We start from the raw sequence: 19,290 nt of genomic DNA on the forward strand, positions 1-19,290 counted from the left end.
GAGGCGGCTCATGCGCAACGGCTTCCGCCAGTCCATGGCATGGCTGCACGCCTGGTCGGGGCTCGTGGTCGGCTGGGTCCTGTTCGCGGTCTTCGTCACCGGCACCGCGAGCTACTACCGGCCCGAGATCTCGCGCTGGATGCAGCCCGAGCTGCAGCAGGGCGGCGATCTCGGTCCCGAGGCCATGGCGGCGGCGGCGGACCGCGCCGTCGCCTACCTCCAGCAGCACGCGCCGGAGGCGCGGGCGTGGTTCATCACGCTGCCGAGCGCCGAGAAGCCGCTGACGGGGCTGTTCTGGCGGAACGGTCCCGGCCTGCCGCCGAACCAGGTCCTCCTCGATCCCGCGACCGGAAATCCGGCCGCCGTGCGCGAGACGCGCGGCGGCGACTTCCTCTACCGCTTCCACTTCGAGCTGCACATGGCCCCGCTCTGGGGCCGCTGGGTCGTCGGCATCTGCGCCCTGATCATGATGGTGGCGCTCGTCTCGGGCATCGTCACGCACCGGCGCATCTTCGCGGACTTCTTCACCTTCCGCCGCCACGCCAAATCGGCCCAGCGCGGCTGGCTCGACGCGCACAACGTGTCCGGCGTGCTCGCGCTGCCCTTCCACCTGATGATCACCTATACGGGCCTCGTCACGCTGGCGCTGATGTACATGCCCTGGGGCGTGCAGACCGCCTACAAGGGCGACCAGCAGCGCTTCTTCGCCGAGACCGGCCAGATCACCGCGCCGCGCCCGCCCGCCGGCCGGCCCGGCACCCTGGCCCCGGTCGGGCCGATGGTGCGGCAGGCGATGGAGGCGGTGCCGGAGCCGCTGGAGCGCCTCTCGATCGTCAATCCGCGCGACGCGCACGCCTCGGTCGTCGCGGTGTTCGAGGAGCCGCACGGGCTCTCCCACGAGCACCCGCAGGTCGCCTTCGACGGCACCACGGGTGCTATCCGCGAGATCCGCAAGGGCGGCCTCAAACCCGCCTCGAAGACCTTCACCACGATGGTAGGCCTGCACGAAGCGCATTTCGCCGGTCCCGTCCTGCGGCTGCTCTTCTTCCTCTGCGGCCTCGGCGGCTGCGCCATGGTCGCGACGGGCCTGCTGCTCTGGACGGTCGCGCGCCTTCCGAAGCCCGGCCAGCGGCTCTCGCGGAACCTGCGCCTCGTCGAGGGGCTCAACATCGCGACCATCGCCGGCCTGCCGATGGCGATCGCCGCCTACTTCCTGGCCAACCGCCTCCTGCCGGTCGGCCTGCCGGACCGCGCGGCCTGGGAGGTCCGGGCCTTCTTCGGCGTCTGGCTCGCGGTCGCCCTGATCGCCCCGTTCCGGCCCCGGCAACGGGCTTGGCCCGAGATGCTCTCCGCCGCCGCGGCCCTCTACGCCATCGTCTGCGTCGCGGACGGCCCGCGCCTCCTGGGGACCGCTCTCGGCGCGGGGGAGGCCCGGTGGCCGTCGGGTCTCGCCTTCGACGGCGTGATGCTGGGCCTCGCCGGCCTCCTGCACCTCGCGGCCCGCAAGGCCGGCCGGCGCTCGGGGGCCGTGGCCGAGCGTGCCGAGCCGGCCCGCGCCTCGCGCTCTGCGGCCTGATCAGGCCGCCCGGCTGAGGAGCAGGGCGAGGATTGTCAGGGCGAGCGCCAGCGAGACGAGCTTCCAGAACAGGACCGGGTTGCGCTCGAGGAGCGCGGCCCGGCGCACCCCCGGCAGCGACGGGTTCGGGTGGCGCAGGTCGTGGACGAAGGCGGAGAGGGCGTCGTAGCGCAGGGCCGGGTTCGGGTGCACCGCCTTGCGCAGGGCCGCATCGACATAGTGCGGCAGGCCCGGCCGCGCGGCGGCGACGGAGACGTAGTGCAGGCGCCGCCCGCGCGCCGCGCTGAAGGCCCGCGCCGCCTCGGCGCCGTAGGGCAGGCGCCCGGTGAGCATCTGGTAGGCGATGACGCCGACCGAGAAGATGTCCGAGGCCGGGCTCGCCGGATGGCCCGCCAGGCATTCCGGCGCGGTGTACTGGAGCGTGCCGAGCATCGGCTCTCCCGCCGCCCCCTCCTCCGCGAGGCCCGCGACCCGGGTCGAGCCGAAATCGACGATGCGGACCGTCTCGGCCGCGTCGATGAGGATGTTCTGTGGGCGCAGATCCTGATGCACCATCTCGCGCCGGTGCAGGGCCTGCACGCCGCGGGCGATCTGCTCGACGATGCGCCGCACCGCCTCGGGCTCCGGCTCGGGATTGTCGCGCAGCCACTGCGCCAGGGTCTGGCCCTCGACATACTCCATCACCGCGTAGAGATGGCTGCGCCGCCGCGTCTGGGGCGGCGCCTTCAGGAGGTGCGGGCTGTCGACGCGCCGGGCGACCCATTCTTCCATCACCAGCCGGCGGAGCGCAGCGGGATCGGCGCGCAGCTCCGTCGAGGGCACCTTGAGCGCGACGGTGTCCCCGGTCTCCGCGTCGCGGGCGAGGTAGACGTGGCTGCGCGGGCTCGCATGGAGCGTGCGCAGGACACGGTAGCCGTCGAAATCCGTAGGTGGGTCGAGCAGCGGGGCCGGCGGCAGGTCCTCGACCCGGTCCGCGAGCTCGGACGGGTCGCCCGCCGGAACGGCATCGATGCGCACGATCTGGACGGTGAGGTTGTCGCTGCTGCCGTTCTCGTAGGCACGGCGGGCGATGTCGCGGGCAGCTTGCCCAAGATCGTCGCCGTTCCGGGCGATCGCCGCGACGATGACGTCGGGCCGCACATGCTCGTGCACCCCGTCCGTCGTCAGGACGAAGACGTCGCCGCGCTCGATCGCCACCGTGCGGTGGTCGATCTCCACATGGGGCGCCGCCCCGAGCGCCCGGCCGAGATAGGATTCGCCGGCCGAGACGACGACGCGGTGGTCCTCCGTGAGGTCCTCGAGCGAGCGCCCGACGACCCGCGCGATGCGGGCATCGCCCACATGGAAGATGTGGGCGGTGCGCGACCGGAGGATGAGGGCGCTGAAGGTGGTGACGTAGCCCCTGTCGCGGCCGCCCTCCGGATCGTGGAGGTGCCGGTTGCGCCGGGTCTCGGCATGGAGCCAGGAATTCGTGGCGCCGATCACGCGCCGCGCCGCGGTCTTCACCGACCACGTGTCGGGCGTGTCGTAGTAGTCGGTGAGGAAGCTCTTGACCGCCGTCTCGCTGGCGACGTGGCTGACGGCGCTGCTGCCGATCCCGTCCGCGATGGCGATGGCCGCGCCCTTGAGCGCGAGGGCCGGGCGCTCCGGAACGAGGGCGCCGTGGAAATCCTGGTTGGTCGGCTTGCGGCCGGCCTCGCTGTGCTGGCCGAGGGAGAGCGTGAGGTCCGACGGCATCGGCGGGTCCCGGCGGGGCGGACCCCGGCCTTGCGGCGCGGGGCCCGTCCGGTCAAGCCGCGATCAGGCGGCGAGGCGGCGCTCCGTCTCGATCACCTTCCGCTTCGGGGCGGTGCGGACGTGGGTGGTGTAGAGGGTCAGGCCGGTGAAGGCGAGGCCGCCGACGAGGTTGCCCAGCACGGTCGGGATCTCGTTCCAGAAGAAGTAATCCGCGATCGAGAACTGGCCGCCCATGAGCAGGCCGAAGGGGAACAGGAACATGTTCACCACGGAATGCTCGAAAGTCATGTAGAAGAACACCATGATCGGCATCCACATGGCGATCACCTTGCCGCTGACCGTGGTCGAGATCATCGCGCCGACGACGCCGGTGGAGACCATCCAGTTGCACAGCATGCCGCGGATGAAGATCGTGAACCACCCGCCCACGCCGTGCGCGGCGTAGCCGACGGTGCGGCGCTCGCCGATATGGGCGATGAACTCGCCGACCTTGTCGGCGGGACCGGTGAAGCCGAAGGTGAAGACGAAGCCCATCATGAAGGCGACCGTCAGCGCGCCGAGGAAGTTGCCGAGGAAGACCAGGCCCCAGTTGCGCAGCACGCCGCCCCAGGTGACGCCCGGGCGGCCGTCGAGGAGGGCCAGCGGCGCCAGCACGAACACGCCGGTGAGCAGGTCGAAGCCCAGCAGGTAGAGCATGCAGAAGCCGACCGGGAACAGGGCGGCGCCGAGGATCGGGATGCCGGTCTGCTGCGTGATGGAGACGGCGAAGACCGCCGCGAGCGCCAGGATCGCGCCGGCCATGTAGGCGCGGATCACCGTGTCGCGGGTCGACATGAAGATCTTGGATTCCCCGGCATCCACCATCTTGGTGGCGAATTCTGCAGGCGCGAGATAGGCCATATCGTGTCCCGTTCGGTTCGAAGCTCCTGCAAGGCCCGCCGGAGAGGCTGAGAAAGATCCTGCCCTCCGGCCGCGCGCCGTTGCGCGGCTTGCAGCAGGCGTGCCGGGCGCGGGAATGCCGGCCCGCACGCCTGTCGGCAGCCGGGCAAGCAAGATCCGGACCTCTCGGGAAACGGCCTGCCGCCGAGACGTGCCGAGCCGCCGAATGGTACGCCGAGCGGGGCCGTGCTATCTCCTCGCCCTTCGCGAGCGGCTTCCCGGCGCGGCCGGATATCGCGCTTCGGTACGGAGCACAGGATGCGCGCGGTCAATCCGGACGCGGCACTTCCGACCCTGGTCAGCGCCGAAGCCGGCCGGACGCAGCGCCTCCTCGCGGGCCTCGTCTGCCTCGCCTTCGGCGCGGTCACGCTGGCGCTCCTGCCCTTCGCGGACCGGCCGATCCCGCCGATGCCGGGCTTCGTGCCCGTCTACCAATCGGCGCTCATCGTGGTCTACGGCCTGACCGCCTACCTGTTCTTCGCCCAGTTCCGCCGGACCCGGTCGGTCCCGCTGCTCGTGCTCGGATCGGGCAGCCTCTACGTGGCGCTGATCGTCCTCGCCCAGTTGCTGTCCTTCCCCGACGTGCTGGCGCGGGGGCGCCTGCTCGGCAGCGGGCCGGACACCACGATCTGGCTCTGGACGCTGTGGCATGTCGGGCCGCCGCTCTTCGCGCTGCCCTACGCGCTCATGGAAGGGCGGCGCCGCTCGGTCGCGCCTGGCCGCGCCGCGGCGGTCGGCTGGCTCGCCGCGGCGGTGGTCACGGCAGCGGTCGCGCTCGCCTGCGTGGTGGTGACCCGCTACGTCCACCTGCTGCCCAAGAGCGTCGAGGGCGACGATTACTGGCTGCTCACCACCACGGGGATCGGCCCGGTCGTCGTCGCGCTCACCGTGGCGGCGCTCGCCGTCCTGTGCTGGACCACGCGCCTGCGGACCGTCCTCCAGCTCTGGCTCGCCGTCTCCCTGCTGCTGCTCGTGTTCGACAACCTGATCACGCTTCCGGGCGCGGCACGCGGCACGGTCGGCTGGTTCGCCGGCCGCCTGGAGGCGCTGGTGGCCGGCCTGATCGTGCTCGGGGTCTACCTGCGCGAGGTCGACTTCCTCTATGCCCGGGCCGAGGCCGCGGCCTACGAGCGCGAGGCGCAGCGGGCGGCCCTGAAGCTCGCGCGCGACAACCTCGCCCTGGCGCTCGAGGCGGCGGAGATGGGCGACTGGGAACTCGACCTGCGCACCGGCGCCTCGCGCCGGACCCCGCGCCACGACGCGATCTTCGGCTACGACGCGCCGGTCGCCGCATGGGACGCCGAGACCTTCCTGCGCCACGTCGTCCCCGAAGACCGCGCGACCGCGCGGGCGGCCCTCGCGGACCTGACCGGGACGGAGCGCCTGGACCTGCACTGCCGCATCCGGCGGGCCGATGACGGGGCGATCCGGTGGATCGCGGTACGCGGCAGGGCCTATCGTGGCGAGGACGACCGGGCGCTGTCGGTGGCGGGCATCGTCATGGACACGACGAAGCAGCACGAGGCCGAGGAGCGCCTCAACCAAGCGCAGAAGATGGAGGCCATCGGTCAGCTCACCGGCGGCGTCGCGCACGACTTCAACAATCTCCTGACGATCATCGTGGGCAACCTCGACATGATCGTGCGCCGCCCCGAGGATTCGGGGCGCGTGACGCGGTTGGCGATGTCGTGCCTGCAGGCCGCCCGCCGCGGCGCCGAGGTGACCGAGAAGCTGCTGGCCTTCTCGCGGCGCCAGGTGCTGCGGCCGGAGACGGTCAACCCGAACCGGCTGCTCAAGGATTTCCGCGACCTGCTGCAGCGGGCGGTCGGCGAGACCATCGAGGTGCGGTTCGATCTCGAGGCGAGCCTCGACCCCGTCCGGCTCGATCCCGGCCAGTTCGAGAGTGCGGTGCTGAACCTCGCCGTCAACGCGCGCGACGCGATGCCGGGGGGCGGCGCCCTCACCGTGCGGACCAGCAACGCCGCCCTGGAAGCCGGCGAGATCGCGGACCGGCCGGACCTCGCGCCCGGTCCCTACGTGCTGGTGGAGGTCTCGGATACCGGCCACGGCATGGATGCGGGAACGCTCGCCCGCGTCTTCGAGCCGTTCTTCACGACGAAGGATGTCGGCCGGGGCACCGGGCTCGGCCTCAGCCAGGTCTACGGCTTCGTCCTCCAGGCCGGCGGCCATGCGCGGATCCGAAGCGAGGTCGGCCGGGGCACCTGCGTCGAGCTCTACCTGCCGCGCTCGGGCGACAGGGCCGTGGACCGCCGGCCGGACGGGCCGATGCCGCTGCGGCGCGCGGCCGTGGGCGAGGTGGTGCTGGTGGTGGAGGACGAGCCGGCCGTCCTCGAGATGGCGGTCGAGAGCCTGCGCGAACTCGGATACCGGACGCTGACGGCCGCGCGGGCCTCCGAGGCCCTCGAACGGCTGCAGGGCCCGGACCGCGTCGACATCCTGTTCTCGGACGTGGTGATGCCCGGCGGCATGAACGGCGTGCAGCTCTCGGTCGAGGCGCGTCGCCTGCGGCAGGGCCTGAGGGTGCTGCTGACCTCCGGCTATACCGGATCCGCCCTCGACGGCCAGGGCGTGCCGGCAGACCTGCCGCTGCTCAGCAAGCCCTACCGGCGCGACGAGCTCGCGAACAAGCTGCGCATCGTCATGGGACAGGCCTGAGCGGAGCGGGCGCCGAGCCCACGGGGCGCGGCGATTGCGCCGTCGCCGCTTCCATGCATACTGAACCGGATGGTTCAGCAAAAAGACGCCCGTCTGGACAGCCTGTTCCACGCCCTCTCGGACCGGACCCGGCGGGCGATCCTCCACAGCCTGTCCGAGCGCGACCGCTCGATCAGCGAGCTCGCCGAGCCCTTCGACATGTCCTTCAGGGCGGTGTCGAAGCATGTGAAGGTCCTGGAGGAGGCCGGCCTCGTCCGCCGGTCGATCCGGGGCCGGACCCATCTGTGCGGCCTCGAGGCGGGCCGGCTGCGGGACGCGCGGGACTGGCTCGACGCCTACGGCACGTTCTGGCACGAACGGCTCGACGCCCTGGACGACCTGATCGGCGAGACCCCGGAGACGGCCGATGTCTGAGCCGGCGGCCGTCGAGATCGTGCGCGTCTACCAAGCCTCCTGCGCGACGCTGTTCCGGGCCTGGACGCGCCCGGAAACGCTGCGGCGCTGGCTCGCCCCCGGCAATACGATCGTCGTCTCGGCGGAGGCGGATCCGTGGACCGGCGGGCGGTTCCGCATCGAATTCGAAGATGGGGACGGCGTCCGGCACGTCTTCGCGGGGCGCTATCTTGACGTCTCTCCGAACCGCCGGCTGGTGATGACCTGGACCTATGACGGGCCGGCCCGCCTCCTCTGCGGAGAGGAATCGCAGCTGACCGTCACATTCGATCCCGCCGGGGCGGACGCGACGGAACTGCGCCTCACCCATGCGCGCATCGGCTCGGCGGAGGCCGCCGACGCCTACGCGCGGGACTGGCCGACCTGTCTCGACAAATTGCGGGGCGCGCTCCAGTAGCGCGCACCCAAAGCAACAAGAACAAGAAAATAAACAACGAGAAACACAAAATGGGAGTGAGACGATGCTGCAAGAGGCAACCACCAAGCTCGGGGCCTGCCCGCACGACTGCCCCGATACCTGCTCGATGATCTATACGGTCGAGGACGGCCACCTGACCGACGTCCGCGGCAATCCCGACCATCCGATGACCCGGGGCGCGCTCTGCGCGAAGGTCAAGGACTTCGACAAGCACCACTACAATCCCGACCGCATCCTCTACCCGATGCGGCGCTCCGGCCCGAAGGGCAGCGGCCTGTTCGAGCGCATCAGCTGGACGGAGGCGCTCGACGAGATCCACCGGCGCTGGAGCGCCATCATCGAGACGCACGGGGCCGAGGCCATCCTGCCCTACAACTACCTCGGCAACGAGGGCACGGTGCAGGGCCTCACCGTCGGCGACGCCTTCTTCAACCGGCTCGGCGCCACGGTCGCGGAGAAGACCTTCTGCGGCTCCGGCTCGTGCACGGCCTGGCTGCTGACGGTAGGCCCGACCAACGGCACCGACCCGCTCAGCTTCTCGCAGTCCAAGTACATCGTGATCTGGGGCTGCAACTCGGTCTCGACCAACCTCCATCACTGGCACATCGTGAAGGAGGCGCAGCGCAGCGGCGCGAAGGTCGTGGTGATCGATCCCTACCGCTCGCGCACCGCGAAGGAGGCCGACTGGCACCTGGCGCCGAAGCCCGGCACGGACGGCGCGCTCGCCATGGCGCTGATCCAGGTCATCATCGCGGAGGGCCTGACCGACGACGACTACATCGCGCGGCACACGGTCGGCTTCGACCAGCTCAAGGAGCGCGCCGCCTCGTTCACCCCCGAATACGCGGCCGAGATCTGCGGCATCCCCGCCGAGGACATCCGCCGGCTGGCGCGGGAATACGCCACCACGCGCAACGCGGCGCTGCGGCCCGGCATCGCGGTGGAGCGCAGCGCGGGCGGCGCGCAGGCCCTGCGGGCGATCTTCTCTCTGCCGGCGCTCACCGGCTCGTGGAAGGATCCGGGCGGCGGCGTCTACCAGATGCCGCTCTGGGAGTTCCCGGTGCACTGGGACCGGGTCTGCCGGCCCGACCTGATCCCGGAGGGCACGCGCGCGCTCAACGTGCTCAAGCTCGGCGCGATCCTGACCGGCGAGGCCGGCATCGAGCCCGGCATCCACGCGCTGATGGTCTACAACGCCAACCCGGTCTCCAACGCCACCGAGACGGCCAAGATCAAGCGCGGGCTCGCCCGCGAGGACCTGTTCACGGTGGTCAGCGAGCACTTCGTCACCGACACGGCCCGCTACGCCGACATCCTGCTGCCTGCGACCATGGCGGCCGAGCACGACGACATGATGTTCTCGTGGGGGCACTTCTTCTTCACGCTCAACCAGAAGGCGATCGAGCCGCCGGGCGAGACGGTCTCGAACGCCGAGCTGTTCCGGCGGATGGCAGCGCGGTTCGGCTTCACCGAGCCGCAATTCGCGATGAGCGAGACCGAGCTGATGGAGTGGTACCTCGACTGGGACAGCCCCAAGCTCGGCGGCATCACCATGGAGCATTTCCGCGAGCACGGCTGGTACCGGCTGAACCTCGGCGACCCCGAGAGCCGCACCCCCCACGCGGAGGGCAACTTCCCGACGCCCTCGGGCAAGTGCGAGTTCTTCTCGGAGACCGCCGCGACCACCGGCAACTTCGTGGCCCCGCCCTTCCGGCAGATGTACGAGCAGAAGCAGGGGGGCGAGGCGCTCGATCCGCTGCCGGGCTACGTGCCGGCCAACGAGCGGCCTGAGACCAACCCGGCCCAGGCCGAGCGCTACCCGCTCAACATCGTCTCGCCGAAGAGCCACGGCTTCCTGAACTCGCAATACGCGAACGAGGAGCACAAGATCGCCAAGCAGGGCGGCCAGGCGATCCTGATCAACCCGCACGACGCCCAGTCCCGGGAGATCACGGAGGGGGCGCTCGTGCGGGTGTTCAACGACCGCGGCGCCTTCCACGGGCAGGCCAAGGTCACGGAGGACGTGCCGCCTGGCCTCGTCGTGGCCTCCCTCGGCTACTGGCACGCGCTCAACCGCGACGGCGCCGTCAACGTGATCAGCGCCTCGACCTATGGCGGGATGGGGCACTCGCCGACCTACAGCGACAACCTCGTCGAGGTCGGGCTCGCGCAGTAAAGGCAGGACGGACGGCGGCGCGGAGCGTGCCGCCGTCCTGATCCCCGTCCGCGCCGCGCGGCGGATCAATCGAGCAGGGCGACGGTCTTCACGGCAGCGAAGACGGGCAGGCCCGGCGCCAGCCCCATCTCGACGAGGGAGCGGCGAGTCAGGCGCACCACGAGATGGGCGTCGCCGCAATCGAGGCGCAGCTCGGCGGTCGGATCGGCGGGCACCTGCGCCCCGATCTCCGCCACCGTGCCGGCGACCACGTTGAGCGCGCTCGTCCCCTCCGGCCGCGACAGGCTCAGGGTCACGTCGCGGGCCGAGACGAGGATGCGCAGGGACGCGCCGACCGGCCGGTCGAGGAGCGGCACGTGCAGCGGGCCGGCGGCGGTGGACAGCCGCGTCAGCGCGAAGGCCGGGTCATGCGCCTCGACCCGCGCCGCGAGCACGGCGCCAGCCTCGCGGGTGCCGCGCAGGGGGGCCACGTCGAGCCGCGCGGTCACCACGTCGACCGTCCCCGCCGCGACGACGCGGCCCTCCTCCAGCACGACCATCCGGTCGGCGAGGCGCGTCACCTCGGCGAGGGCATGCGAGACGTAGACGATCGGCACGCCGCCGCGATCGCGCAGGCGCTCCAGGAAGGGCAGGATCTCGGCCTTGCGCGCCTCGTCCAGAGCCGCCAGCGGCTCGTCCATCAGGAGGAGGCGGGGCCGCGCCAGCAGCGCCCGGCCGATCGCCACGCGCTGGCGCTCGCCCCCCGACAGGCCGTTTGGGCGCCGGCCGAGCAGATGCCCGATCCCGAGGAGGTCGATCACCTCGTCGAAGCCGATCCCGTCCGAGACCTTCGCGAGGCGGCGCCCGAACAGCAGGTTGCCCCTGACGTTCAGATGCGGGAACAGCCTGCTCTCCTGGAAGACGTAGCCGATGCGGCGGCGATGCGGCGGCACGAAACGCCTTGCACCCGTGTCCACCAGCGCCTCGCCGTCCAGCACGACCCGGCCGCGATCCGGCCGCACCAGCCCGCCGATGACGTTGACCAGGGTGGTCTTGCCCGAGCCCGAGCGCCCGAACAGCGCCGTGACGCCGCCCTCCGCCGCGAAGGCGGCCTCCAGCCGGAAGGCGCCCTGGCGGTGCTCGACCGCGACCGTGAGACCGCTCATGCGGGATGACCGATCATGCGGCATGACCCATCATGCGGCGAGCTTCCGGGCGACGCCGCGGGCGAGCAGCTCCGAGAGGACGAGCGCCGCCATCGAGACGGCGATCGAGATCAGGGTCAGGCGCATCGCCCCGGCCTCGCCGCCGGGCACCTGGGTCAGGGTGTAGATGGCGGATGGCAGGGTCTGGGTCTCGCCGGGGATGTTCGAGACGAAGGTGATGGTGGCGCCGAACTCGCCCATCGCCTTGGCGAAGCAGAGCACCAGCCCTGCCAGGATGCCGGGCAGGATCAGCGGCAGGGTGACGAGGCCGAAGACCTGGAGCGGGTTCGCCCCCAGCGTGCCCGCCGCCTGCTCGAGCTTGGCGTCCACCGCCTCGATCGACAGGCGGATGGCGCGCACCAGCAGGGGAAAGCCCATCACCGCGCAGGCGAGCGCCGCCCCCGTCCAGCGGAAGGCGAAGACGATGCCGACCTCCGCGAGCACCGAGCCGACCGGCCCGCGCCGCCCGAAGGCGAGCAGCAGCAGGTAGCCGGTCACCACGGGCGGCAGCACCAGGGGCAGGTGCACCACCATGTCGAGGAGCGTCTTGCCCCAGAACCGGCCGCGGGCGAGGAGGTAGGCCACCCCGAGGCCGAGCGGCAGGCTCGCCAGCGTGCCGGTCGTGGCCACCAGCAGGCTGAGCCGCAGCGCCTGCCACTCCTCCGGGCTGAGCCAGCCCGTCACTGCTGGGCGGTGGCCGCGCGGTTCAGCACCGTGAAGCCCTGCTTCTCGAAGGCGGCCTTGGCGGTGGGCCCGCGCAGATAGGCGAGCAGGCCCGCCGCGTCGGGATTGGCCGAATCCTTGGTGATTGCCACGGGATAGACGATCGCCGGATGACTGTCGGCCGGGAAGGTCGCGACGATCCGCACGTTGGCGTCGGCCGCCGCGTCGGTGGCGTAGACGATGCCGAGCGGCGCCTCGCCGCGGGAGACGAGGAGCAGGGCCGTGCGCACGCTCTCGGCCTGGGCGACCTTGTCCTTCACGCCGGCCCAGCCGCCGAGCTTCTCCAGCGCGGCCTTGCCGTACTTGCCGGCCGGCACCGCATCGACATTGCCCATGGCGAGCTTGCCCTGCCCGAGCGCGGTCGCGAGGTCGAGGCCGGGGCCCATCTTCACTTCCGCCTTCGAATCCTTCGGGGCGATCAGCACGATGCTGTTGGCGAGCAGGCTCACCCGCGTGTCGGGGCGGATGAGGTTGTTCTTGGCGAGGTAGTCCATCCAGTCGAGGTCGGCCGAGAAGAACAGGTCGGCCGGCGCGCCCTGCTCGATCTGCTTGGCCAGCGTGTTCGAGGCGGCATAGGAGATCTTCGGCGCCGGCTTGCCCTCCTTGGCATAGGAGCCGGCGATGTCGTCGAGGGCATTCTTCAGGCTCGCGGCGGCGAAGACGGTGGGCGCCTCCGCCGCCCGCGTCGGGACCGCCCCCAGCAGGGCGGAGGCGACGAGGCCAGCCAGGACACCGGCGCGGGTGAGCATGCGCATGCGGGAACGATCCTTCGTGATGCGGCAGGACAGGTTTTAGGCGGCTTTGGGCAGGCTCGCCATGTCGATGACGAAGCGGTACTTCACGTCGCACTTCAGCATGCGGCCATAGGCGGTCTCGATCTGATCGATCGGGATCATCTCGATATCGGCCGTGATGCCGTGCTTGCCGCAGAAGTCGAGCATCTCCTGCGTCTCCGCGATGCCGCCGATCAGGGAGCCGGCGAAGCTGCGCCGCCGCCAGATCACGCTGAACACGTTCACATCGAGAGGCTTCTCCGGCGCGCCGACCTGCACCAGCGTGCAGTCGCGCTTCAGGAGGCCGAGATAGGCGTTGATGTCGTGCTGGGCGGCGACCGTGTCGACGATCAGGTCGAAGCTCTCGGCGTGCCGGGCCATCTGCTCGGCATCCTTCGAGATCACCACCGCGTCGGCGCCGAGACGGCGGGCATCGGCCTCCTTGCCGGGCGAGGTCGTGAACAGCACGACCTCGGCGCCCATGGCGTGGGCGAGCTTCACGCCCATATGGCCGAGGCCGCCGAGCCCGACGATGCGGACCTTCTTGCCGGGGCCCGCCTCCCAGCGCCGGAGTGGGGAATAGGTGGTGATGCCCGCGCAGAGGAGCGGCGCGACGCCGGCGAGGTCGAGCCCCTCGGGCACGTGCAGCACGAAGTGCCGATCCACGACGATGTGGCTCGAATAGCCGCCGAAGGTGTTGGCGCCGGTGCCCTGTTCGGGACCGTTATAGGTGCCCGTGAAGCCCGGCTCGCAATATTGCTCCAGCCCCTCGCGGCAGGCGGTGCAGGTGCGACAGGAATCGACCATGCAGCCGATCGCGGCGAGGTCGCCCTGCTTGAAGTCGCGGACCTCGGCCCCGACCCGAGTGACGCGGCCGACGATCTCGTGGCCGGGCACGCAGGGGTAGAGCGTGTTCCGCCACTCGTTGCGGGCCTGATGCAGGTCCGAATGGCAGACGCCGCAATAGACGATCTCGATCTCGACGTCGTTCGCGCCCGGGTCGCGACGCTCGAAGGTGAAGGGCGCGAGCGGCGTCTCGGCGCTGGCGGCGGCGTAGCCCGTGCAGGTGAGCATGCGCGTGTCATCTCCGCGATGGTTGCCCCGGCCGCGCTATATACGGTGAGTTATATCCCAGACCAGAGCCTTTGGGCTATTTCCACCGTCCAGCGCGCGTTGCCGAAGCGGTCGACCGCTCGCCCTGGGTCGGCGGCTGGAACGCTCCTGAGCCGGCTCGGCGAAGGAGAGCGCGTCGAAACAAGGACTTGGAGCCCTTCCCGGTGGCAGCGCGATCGGGAGCGGCTCCACGACAAGAACGCACCGGGGAGGCGGATATGGGGGCATCGACCAAGGGGGCCGACATGCCGGAGATCGCGGAGGCGCTCTCCCGGATGGAAGGGATGCTGCCCGCGGTCGGCACGGAGCGTGTCGCCCTCGACAAGGCCGCCGGCCGGGTCTGCGCCGAGTCCCTCGCCGCTCGCCTCGACGCACCGCCCTTCGCGGTCGCCGCCATGGACGGCTACGCCCTGCGCTGGGCCGATGCCGGTGCGCCCCTGCGCTGCCTCGGCACGGCGCGGGCCGGGGATCCGCTCGGGGGGCCGGTCTCGCCGGGCACCTGCCTCCGGATCTTCACCGGCGCGCCGGTCCCGCCCGGGGCCGACACGGTCGTCGTGCAGGAACTGGCCGAGGCCGCGGGCGACCGGGTCCGCATCCTGCCCGGCGCCGAGCCGCACCGGCACATCCGGGCGGCCGGGGACAACCTTCGCACGGGTGCTCCGATCCTGCGCCCCGGGACGCGCCTCACGGCCCGCCATGTCGGCCTCCTCGCTGCGGCCGGGCACGCGGAGGTCGCGGTCCACCGCCGGCCCCGCGTCGCGATCCTCTCCACCGGGAACGAGCTGTCGGAGCGCTTCGCGGTGGATCGGGGCGCGCAGATCCTCGACGCCAACCGCCCGGCCCTGAAGGCGCTGGTCCAGGCCTGGGGCGGCGTGCCGCGCGATCTCGGCATCGTGCCCGACGAGCCGGATGCGCTTTCAAGCGCGCTGGCCCGGGTGCTCGATGCCGGCGACATCGATCTCCTGGTGACCTCGGGCGGCGCGTCGGTGGGCGACTTCGACCTCGTCTGCCCGACGCTTGCCGCGCTCGGCTTCGCGCCGGCCTTCCGCAAGGTCCGGATGCGGCCCGGCAAGGCGACCCTGTTCGGACAGTTCGGCGGCCTGCCGGTCCTGGGCTTGCCCGGGAACGCGGTGGCCGCACTCGTCAGCGCCCTCGTCTTCCTCAGGCCGGCCCTGTCGCTGCTGGCCGGGACCGGACGGGCGGCTCTTCCCGAGGAGCGGGCGATCCTCGCGACGCCGCTGCCGGCGACGGGCCCGCGCACGACCTTCCTGCGCGGGCGGCTCGACCGGGGACCCGCCGGGGGTGCGGTCTTCGCGGTCCTCGCCGACCAGGACAACGCCATGCTCTCGGGCCTGGCCGAAGCCGACGCCCTGGTGCTGCGCCCGGCCGACGCGCCGCCTGCCGCGGCGGGCGAACCGGTCTCCATCATCCGCTTCGATCGCGCGCCCGGCTTCTGATCCGGCCCTGGGTCTCGTCGGCCCTGCGGTGAAAGGCTAGAATCCCTATAATCCGGGAGGAGCGCAGAATGGCCCGCTTGAGCATCCGCATCGATCTCGGGCCCGACAACCGTCTGGGCCCGGGCAAGGTGCAGCTCCTCGAGATGATCGCGGCGCACGGCTCGATCTCGGCCGCGGGCCGGGCGCTCGGCATGTCCTATCGCCGGGCCTGGCTGCTGGTCGAGGCCCTGAACACCGGCTTCGGCCAGCCGCTCGTCGAGGCCCAGGTCGGCGGCAAGGCCGGCGGCGGGGCGCGGCTCTCGCCCTTCGGCGTGGACGTCGTCGCCTCCTATCGCGCGATCGAGCAGGCCGCCGAGACGGCGGCCGCCCCCTTCCTGGCGCGCCTGTCGGCCGAGCCCGACCCGGCCGCCCGCCCGCGCCCGCGGGCCCGCGCGCAGGGCTGAGCGCAAAGCCCGGCGACATTTCTCGCGATGAGGATGGATTAAGGCGAGCCTCCCACCCGTGCTAGCCGCATTGTCGACAAAGGCTTAGAGCGGATTCCCGAGATCCCTGACGAGACCGCCATGGGAGGACCGATGACCGCTCGCTTCCCGGATGCATCCGCTGCGCCTGCGTCCCGCTCCAGACTGGCTGTCGCTCTCCCGCGCCCTCGGCGTGGGTCAGCCGGCGCCGGCCACCTGCCCGGACATGGGCCTCGTCACGGCGCTCTTCACCACGACCTGCGACTGGCGCGTCAGCGACCTCGTCCTCGTCTTCTCGATCGGCATCGTGGTCCAGCGCCGCGCATGACGGGGCGGGCATCGGGCGGGGCGGGTTCAGCCTCGGCGCGGCCTTGGCCTGGGTCATCGTCGGCATCCCGATCCTCTGGGGCATCTGGATCACGCTGTCGAAGGCCCTGATCCTGTTCCGCCGACGGGGCCATCCCGGGGCGGCTCGGCAGCAGAATGGAGCGAGCATGAACGCGCCGACCGTCGCCAGATCCGAGAGGACGCCGTTCTGGTCGGCGCTGTTCACCGACCGGCGGATCGCTCCGGCCGTCGGGCTCGGCTTCACCTCCGGGATCCCGTTCCTGCTCGTCTACGCCACGCAATCCGCTTGGCTGTCCGACATCGGCATCTCGATCGCCACGATCGGGCTGCTCAGCGAGTTGACCCTCGCCTACAAGTTCAAGTTCGTCTGGGCGCCGTTCCTGGACCGCTACGATCCGCCCCTGTTCGGGCGGGCGCTCGGGCGACGGCGCGGCTGGATCGTCGTGGCGCAGTTGAGCGTCATGGCGATGCTTGCCGGCATCGCCTTCGGCGATCCGGCGAACTGGCTCGCCTGGACGATCGCCTTCTCGCTGGCGCTCGGCTTCGCGGGCGCGACCCTCGACCTCGTCATCGACGGCTGGCGCATCACCAGCGTGCGGCCGCCCGAGAAGCAGGCCGTGCTGTCGTCCTGGACGGAGATCGGCTGGCGCCTCGGCAATCTCGCGGCCGGTGCCGGCGCCCTGTTCCTGGCCGACCGGATCGGCTGGCGCGGCGCCTATCTCGGCATGGGCGCACTGATGTCCGTCGGCATGCTCGCCGCCGTGCTCGCGCCCGAGCCGCCGTCGGACCTGCGCCCCCATCAGCCCCGAGCCGGCTTCGTCGACACGGTCTGGGCCCCGATCCGGGAGCTCCTCACCCGCCTCGGCCCGATGGCACCCGCTATCCTGCTTCTCATCGCCGGCTTCCGCATGCCGGGCTACGTCGCGAGCGCTATGGCGATCCCGCTGTTCAAGCACCAGGGCTTCTCCAACACCGACATCGCCACCGTCACCAAGCTCTTCGGCTTCTGGATCGGGCTCGGCGGGACCTTCCTGGCCGGCGCTCTGATCCCGCGGATCGGCATGTTGCCGAGCCTCCTCATCGGCACCGTGGCGGGCTCGGCCTCTCACCTGAGCCTCGCCTATCTCGCGGCCCATGGAGGCGACGGCGGGGCGGCCTTCTGGACCTTCGCAATCACCGTCGGCATCGACGGGTTCGCCTATGCCTTCGCCTCCGTCGTGCTCATCACCTACATGTCGACGCTCGCCTCGACCGAGCATGCGGCGAGCCAGTTCGGACTTCTGACCTCCCTCTGCGCGTTCCCGGGCAGCGTGCTCGCCGGCCTGTCGGGCTTCGTCGTCGAGCGGACGGGCTTCACCTGGTTCTTCGTCTGGACGTCCCTGATCGGCCTGCCGGTGGCGCTGCTCGCGCTCTACGTCTGGGTCAAGGTCGGCCTCTCCGACGAGGCTGCACCGCAGGCTGCCGCGAATTCCTGACCCCCGGCGGACATCAGAAGCGCCTGCCACCGGGCAGCCCATTCCCGGATTGCGGATGATGGCGAAGGCAAGCCTCGGCCGTGCGCAGACTTGCCTGAGCGTCCGAAAGAATTGCCGATCATCGCCGGCCTCGGAAGCTGCATGACGGCCTGAGAGACGGATCAGGGCCGAAACCACGATCGCAACGGCGCGCCGACAAGGCCTTACGCTTTCCGGATCCACCAGAGCGCGCCGACGAGGCAGGCATTCGTCAAAGCCAGGATGAACAGTACCCGCCACAGGGCATCGGGACCTGCCTGGGTCAACAGGAAGGCCGCGAGTGATGGGGAGAACGCCTGCGCGATCCATGCGGGCCGTGCGAGCCGGCCATTGAGCACGGCGTAATGCTCATGCCCGAACAGGGCCAGAGGCACTGTGCTTCGTGCGATCGAGTAGAGGCCGTTCCCGCCTCCGTAGATCGCAAGCCATATTCCGACGCCCGGGACACGGGCGGCGAGGAGAAGCAGACCCAGAGCGATCGCCGCGCTCGCGGCCGTCAGGGTCCAGAGCGGATGATGCCGCCCTCTGCCAGCGATCTCCATCACGCGCGTCGCCACCTTCGCCGGCCCGATCACAGCCGCAGCGGCGATGGCTGACGCCATCAGCATGCCGTGCCCCTGGAGCAGGATCAGGAGATGCACCGCGACGATCGACAGGATCGCGCCGCTGAGGATCAGGACGGCCGCAAAAAGCAGGAACGTTCTCTGCTCTCGCGGTGAAAGCGACCCCGTCATCGCCCTCGGCGCGCTGGCCCGATGCGCCCGCCCCGGAGCCGAAGGGATCAGCCCGAGTACCAGCGGCAGCGAGATCACGAGATGCAGCCCGGCGTAAGCGAAGCAGGTGCCCCGCCAGCCGAGCTGATCGACGAGAAAGCCCGATAGCGGCCAGCAGACGGTGGTCGCGAACCCGCCCCAGAGGGTCAGGTAGGTGATCGCCATCCGTGCCCGTGCACCGTACAGCTGACCCAGGGCCGCAAACGCCGAATCGTACAGGCCACAAGCCATCCCGAGGCCGAGCAGCAGCCAGCCGGCGAGGTAGACGGGCAGGGACGGCGCGAGACCCAGCACGATATGCCCGGATGCGAAGAGAAGCGCAGCCGATGCCAGCACCGGTCGCCCGCCATAGCGATCGATCTTCACGCCGACCTGCGGCGAGGCGAGCGCCGCAACGATCAGGCCCAGGGTGAAGCCGCCGACGATCCAGGTCAGAGGCCATCCGGTGTCTCGCGAGATCGGACCGGCGAGTACGGCAAGCAGGTGGAACGACGTGCCCCAGGCAAAGATCTCCACGATGCCCAGCGCACTGATGACGGTGAGGCGGCTGCGGCCGCCCGAGTCAGGCGGCACCGAGTGTCGGTTTCGTGCTGGCGGGACTGCCACTGCGCTCGTGCCAACGCGGCATGCGGTTCACGATCCTGATCCTCTGACCATCCTTCGGCCGTAATGATGGAATGCAACCCAAGCAGCAACGGCCTCTACATGTCGTCCTCAGAGTGCTGGGAGGATGTGAGAAGCCGTAAGGGGACGCTCAAGGCGGACGGGTCAGATGAGTAGCCCCTTGCTGGCAGGATGTGCCGAAGTGGGAATGGACTTCTCGTTTAAAACAAAACCGAAATTAAATGTCTAGATGCAGGACCGACAGACCGGCTTTAGGGCGATCTACAGCAGCGGAACAGGCCTTGCCTGATTGACGACCCCTCCAGCTGCTACCGCGTCCGGTTGATCAGACCGGACGCGGTAGCA

The 19,290-nt window shown here is 70.8% G+C and carries 16 protein-coding genes; 9 read left to right on the plus strand and 7 right to left on the minus strand.

Annotated elements, in window-relative coordinates; genetic code table 11:
- Window positions 1-10 precede the first annotated feature (10 nt).
- Window positions 11-1,576, plus strand: coding sequence for a PepSY-associated TM helix domain-containing protein (locus tag MTDSW087_RS11930; RefSeq protein ID WP_144764073.1), 1,566 nt, complete (start codon window positions 11-13; stop codon window positions 1,574-1,576).
- Here the strand turns inward: MTDSW087_RS11930 and MTDSW087_RS11935 are convergent, their stop codons facing one another.
- Window positions 1,577-3,313, minus strand: a complete 1,737-nt coding sequence (locus tag MTDSW087_RS11935; protein WP_144764075.1) for a bifunctional protein-serine/threonine kinase/phosphatase — start codon at window positions 3,311-3,313, stop codon at window positions 1,577-1,579.
- A gap of 63 nt (window positions 3,314-3,376) precedes the next feature.
- A complete protein-coding gene (locus MTDSW087_RS11940; RefSeq protein WP_144764077.1) occupies window positions 3,377-4,213 on the minus strand; it encodes a formate/nitrite transporter family protein in 837 nt (278 codons plus the stop codon).
- Between the two features lie 297 nt (window positions 4,214-4,510).
- Here MTDSW087_RS11940 and MTDSW087_RS11945 point away from each other — a divergent pair, with 297 nt between their 5' ends.
- The 4 genes from MTDSW087_RS11945 to MTDSW087_RS11960 all read left to right on the plus strand — a co-directional run bounded on the left by MTDSW087_RS11945 (window position 4,511) and on the right by MTDSW087_RS11960 (window position 9,975).
- Window positions 4,511-6,928, plus strand: coding sequence for an MASE4 domain-containing protein (locus MTDSW087_RS11945; protein WP_144764079.1), 2,418 nt, complete (start codon window positions 4,511-4,513; stop codon window positions 6,926-6,928).
- Between the two features lie 69 nt (window positions 6,929-6,997).
- Window positions 6,998-7,342: an ArsR/SmtB family transcription factor gene (locus tag MTDSW087_RS11950; RefSeq protein ID WP_144764081.1), complete on the plus strand. Its 345-nt coding sequence runs from the start codon at window positions 6,998-7,000 to the stop codon at window positions 7,340-7,342.
- Entirely contained in the window at window positions 7,335-7,778 is a 444-nt protein-coding gene (locus MTDSW087_RS11955) for an SRPBCC family protein (protein ID WP_144764083.1), read from the plus strand. The genes MTDSW087_RS11950 and MTDSW087_RS11955 overlap by 8 nt, the downstream gene beginning before the upstream one ends.
- Before the next feature lie 64 nt (window positions 7,779-7,842).
- Window positions 7,843-9,975: a molybdopterin-containing oxidoreductase family protein gene (locus tag MTDSW087_RS11960; RefSeq protein WP_144764085.1), complete on the plus strand. Its 2,133-nt coding sequence runs from the start codon at window positions 7,843-7,845 to the stop codon at window positions 9,973-9,975.
- 65 nt (window positions 9,976-10,040) lie between these two features.
- Here MTDSW087_RS11960 and modC read toward each other — a convergent pair whose 3' ends face one another.
- The 4 genes from modC to MTDSW087_RS11980 are packed head-to-tail and all read right to left on the minus strand — an operon-like array spanning window position 10,041 to window position 13,729.
- On the minus strand, window positions 10,041-11,120 hold the full coding sequence (gene modC / locus MTDSW087_RS11965) for a molybdenum ABC transporter ATP-binding protein (protein WP_144764087.1): 1,080 nt from the start codon (window positions 11,118-11,120) through the stop codon (window positions 10,041-10,043).
- A 30-nt stretch (window positions 11,121-11,150) separates the two neighbouring features.
- The gene (gene modB, locus MTDSW087_RS11970) at window positions 11,151-11,843 is read right to left on the minus strand and encodes a molybdate ABC transporter permease subunit (RefSeq protein WP_144764089.1); all 693 of its coding nucleotides are present in this window, start codon (window positions 11,841-11,843) and stop codon (window positions 11,151-11,153) included.
- Window positions 11,840-12,631 carry a molybdate ABC transporter substrate-binding protein gene (gene modA / locus MTDSW087_RS11975; RefSeq protein ID WP_186383819.1) on the minus strand — a complete coding sequence of 264 codons (792 nt, stop codon included), beginning with the start codon at window positions 12,629-12,631 and terminating at the stop codon, window positions 11,840-11,842. Before modA ends, modB begins: the two co-directional genes overlap by 4 nt.
- Before the next feature lie 42 nt (window positions 12,632-12,673).
- On the minus strand, window positions 12,674-13,729 hold the full coding sequence (locus MTDSW087_RS11980; protein ID WP_144764093.1) for an NAD(P)-dependent alcohol dehydrogenase: 1,056 nt from the start codon (window positions 13,727-13,729) through the stop codon (window positions 12,674-12,676).
- A gap of 257 nt (window positions 13,730-13,986) precedes the next feature.
- Here MTDSW087_RS11980 and MTDSW087_RS11985 point away from each other — a divergent pair, with 257 nt between their 5' ends.
- The 4 genes from MTDSW087_RS11985 (at window position 13,987) to MTDSW087_RS12000 (ending at window position 17,509) form a co-directional block, all read left to right on the plus strand.
- Window positions 13,987-15,225, plus strand: coding sequence for a molybdopterin molybdotransferase MoeA (locus tag MTDSW087_RS11985; protein WP_144764095.1), 1,239 nt, complete (start codon window positions 13,987-13,989; stop codon window positions 15,223-15,225).
- Window positions 15,226-15,293: 68 nt separating this feature from the next.
- Window positions 15,294-15,668, plus strand: a complete 375-nt coding sequence (locus MTDSW087_RS11990) for a winged helix-turn-helix domain-containing protein (RefSeq protein WP_144764097.1) — start codon at window positions 15,294-15,296, stop codon at window positions 15,666-15,668.
- 151 nt (window positions 15,669-15,819) lie between these two features.
- Complete coding sequence (locus MTDSW087_RS11995) at window positions 15,820-16,014, plus strand: hypothetical protein (RefSeq protein WP_144764099.1); 195 nt, start codon at window positions 15,820-15,822, stop codon at window positions 16,012-16,014.
- A gap of 43 nt (window positions 16,015-16,057) precedes the next feature.
- A complete protein-coding gene (locus MTDSW087_RS12000; RefSeq protein ID WP_425324720.1) occupies window positions 16,058-17,509 on the plus strand; it encodes an AmpG family muropeptide MFS transporter in 1,452 nt (483 codons plus the stop codon).
- A 203-nt stretch (window positions 17,510-17,712) separates the two neighbouring features.
- Here MTDSW087_RS12000 and MTDSW087_RS12005 read toward each other — a convergent pair whose 3' ends face one another.
- Window positions 17,713-18,894: an MFS transporter gene (locus tag MTDSW087_RS12005; RefSeq protein ID WP_144764101.1), complete on the minus strand. Its 1,182-nt coding sequence runs from the start codon at window positions 18,892-18,894 to the stop codon at window positions 17,713-17,715.
- Between the last annotated feature and the right edge of the window lie 396 nt (window positions 18,895-19,290).

This window comes from Methylobacterium dankookense (genome assembly GCF_902141855.1).
In the GTDB taxonomy this organism is placed as follows: Bacteria; Pseudomonadota; Alphaproteobacteria; order Rhizobiales; family Beijerinckiaceae; genus Methylobacterium; species Methylobacterium dankookense.

What these genes read in the sequence shown, in the direction of transcription:
- MTDSW087_RS11930 (WP_144764073.1), top strand. Translation starts at nt 11, where the DNA reads ATGCGCAACGGCTTCCGCCAGTCCATGGCATGGCTGCACGCCTGGTCG.
- MTDSW087_RS11935 (WP_144764075.1), bottom strand. Translation starts at nt 3,313, where the DNA reads ATGCCGTCGGACCTCACGCTCTCCCTCGGCCAGCACAGCGAGGCCGGC.
- MTDSW087_RS11940 (WP_144764077.1), bottom strand. Translation starts at nt 4,213, where the DNA reads ATGGCCTATCTCGCGCCTGCAGAATTCGCCACCAAGATGGTGGATGCC.
- MTDSW087_RS11945 (WP_144764079.1), top strand. Translation starts at nt 4,511, where the DNA reads ATGCGCGCGGTCAATCCGGACGCGGCACTTCCGACCCTGGTCAGCGCC.
- MTDSW087_RS11950 (WP_144764081.1), top strand. Translation starts at nt 6,998, where the DNA reads ATGGTTCAGCAAAAAGACGCCCGTCTGGACAGCCTGTTCCACGCCCTC.
- MTDSW087_RS11955 (WP_144764083.1), top strand. Translation starts at nt 7,335, where the DNA reads ATGTCTGAGCCGGCGGCCGTCGAGATCGTGCGCGTCTACCAAGCCTCC.
- MTDSW087_RS11960 (WP_144764085.1), top strand. Translation starts at nt 7,843, where the DNA reads ATGCTGCAAGAGGCAACCACCAAGCTCGGGGCCTGCCCGCACGACTGC.
- modC (WP_144764087.1), bottom strand. Translation starts at nt 11,120, where the DNA reads ATGAGCGGTCTCACGGTCGCGGTCGAGCACCGCCAGGGCGCCTTCCGG.
- modA (WP_186383819.1), bottom strand. Translation starts at nt 12,631, where the DNA reads ATGCTCACCCGCGCCGGTGTCCTGGCTGGCCTCGTCGCCTCCGCCCTG.
- MTDSW087_RS11980 (WP_144764093.1), bottom strand. Translation starts at nt 13,729, where the DNA reads ATGCTCACCTGCACGGGCTACGCCGCCGCCAGCGCCGAGACGCCGCTC.
- MTDSW087_RS11985 (WP_144764095.1), top strand. Translation starts at nt 13,987, where the DNA reads ATGGGGGCATCGACCAAGGGGGCCGACATGCCGGAGATCGCGGAGGCG.
- MTDSW087_RS11990 (WP_144764097.1), top strand. Translation starts at nt 15,294, where the DNA reads ATGGCCCGCTTGAGCATCCGCATCGATCTCGGGCCCGACAACCGTCTG.
- MTDSW087_RS11995 (WP_144764099.1), top strand. Translation starts at nt 15,820, where the DNA reads ATGCATCCGCTGCGCCTGCGTCCCGCTCCAGACTGGCTGTCGCTCTCC.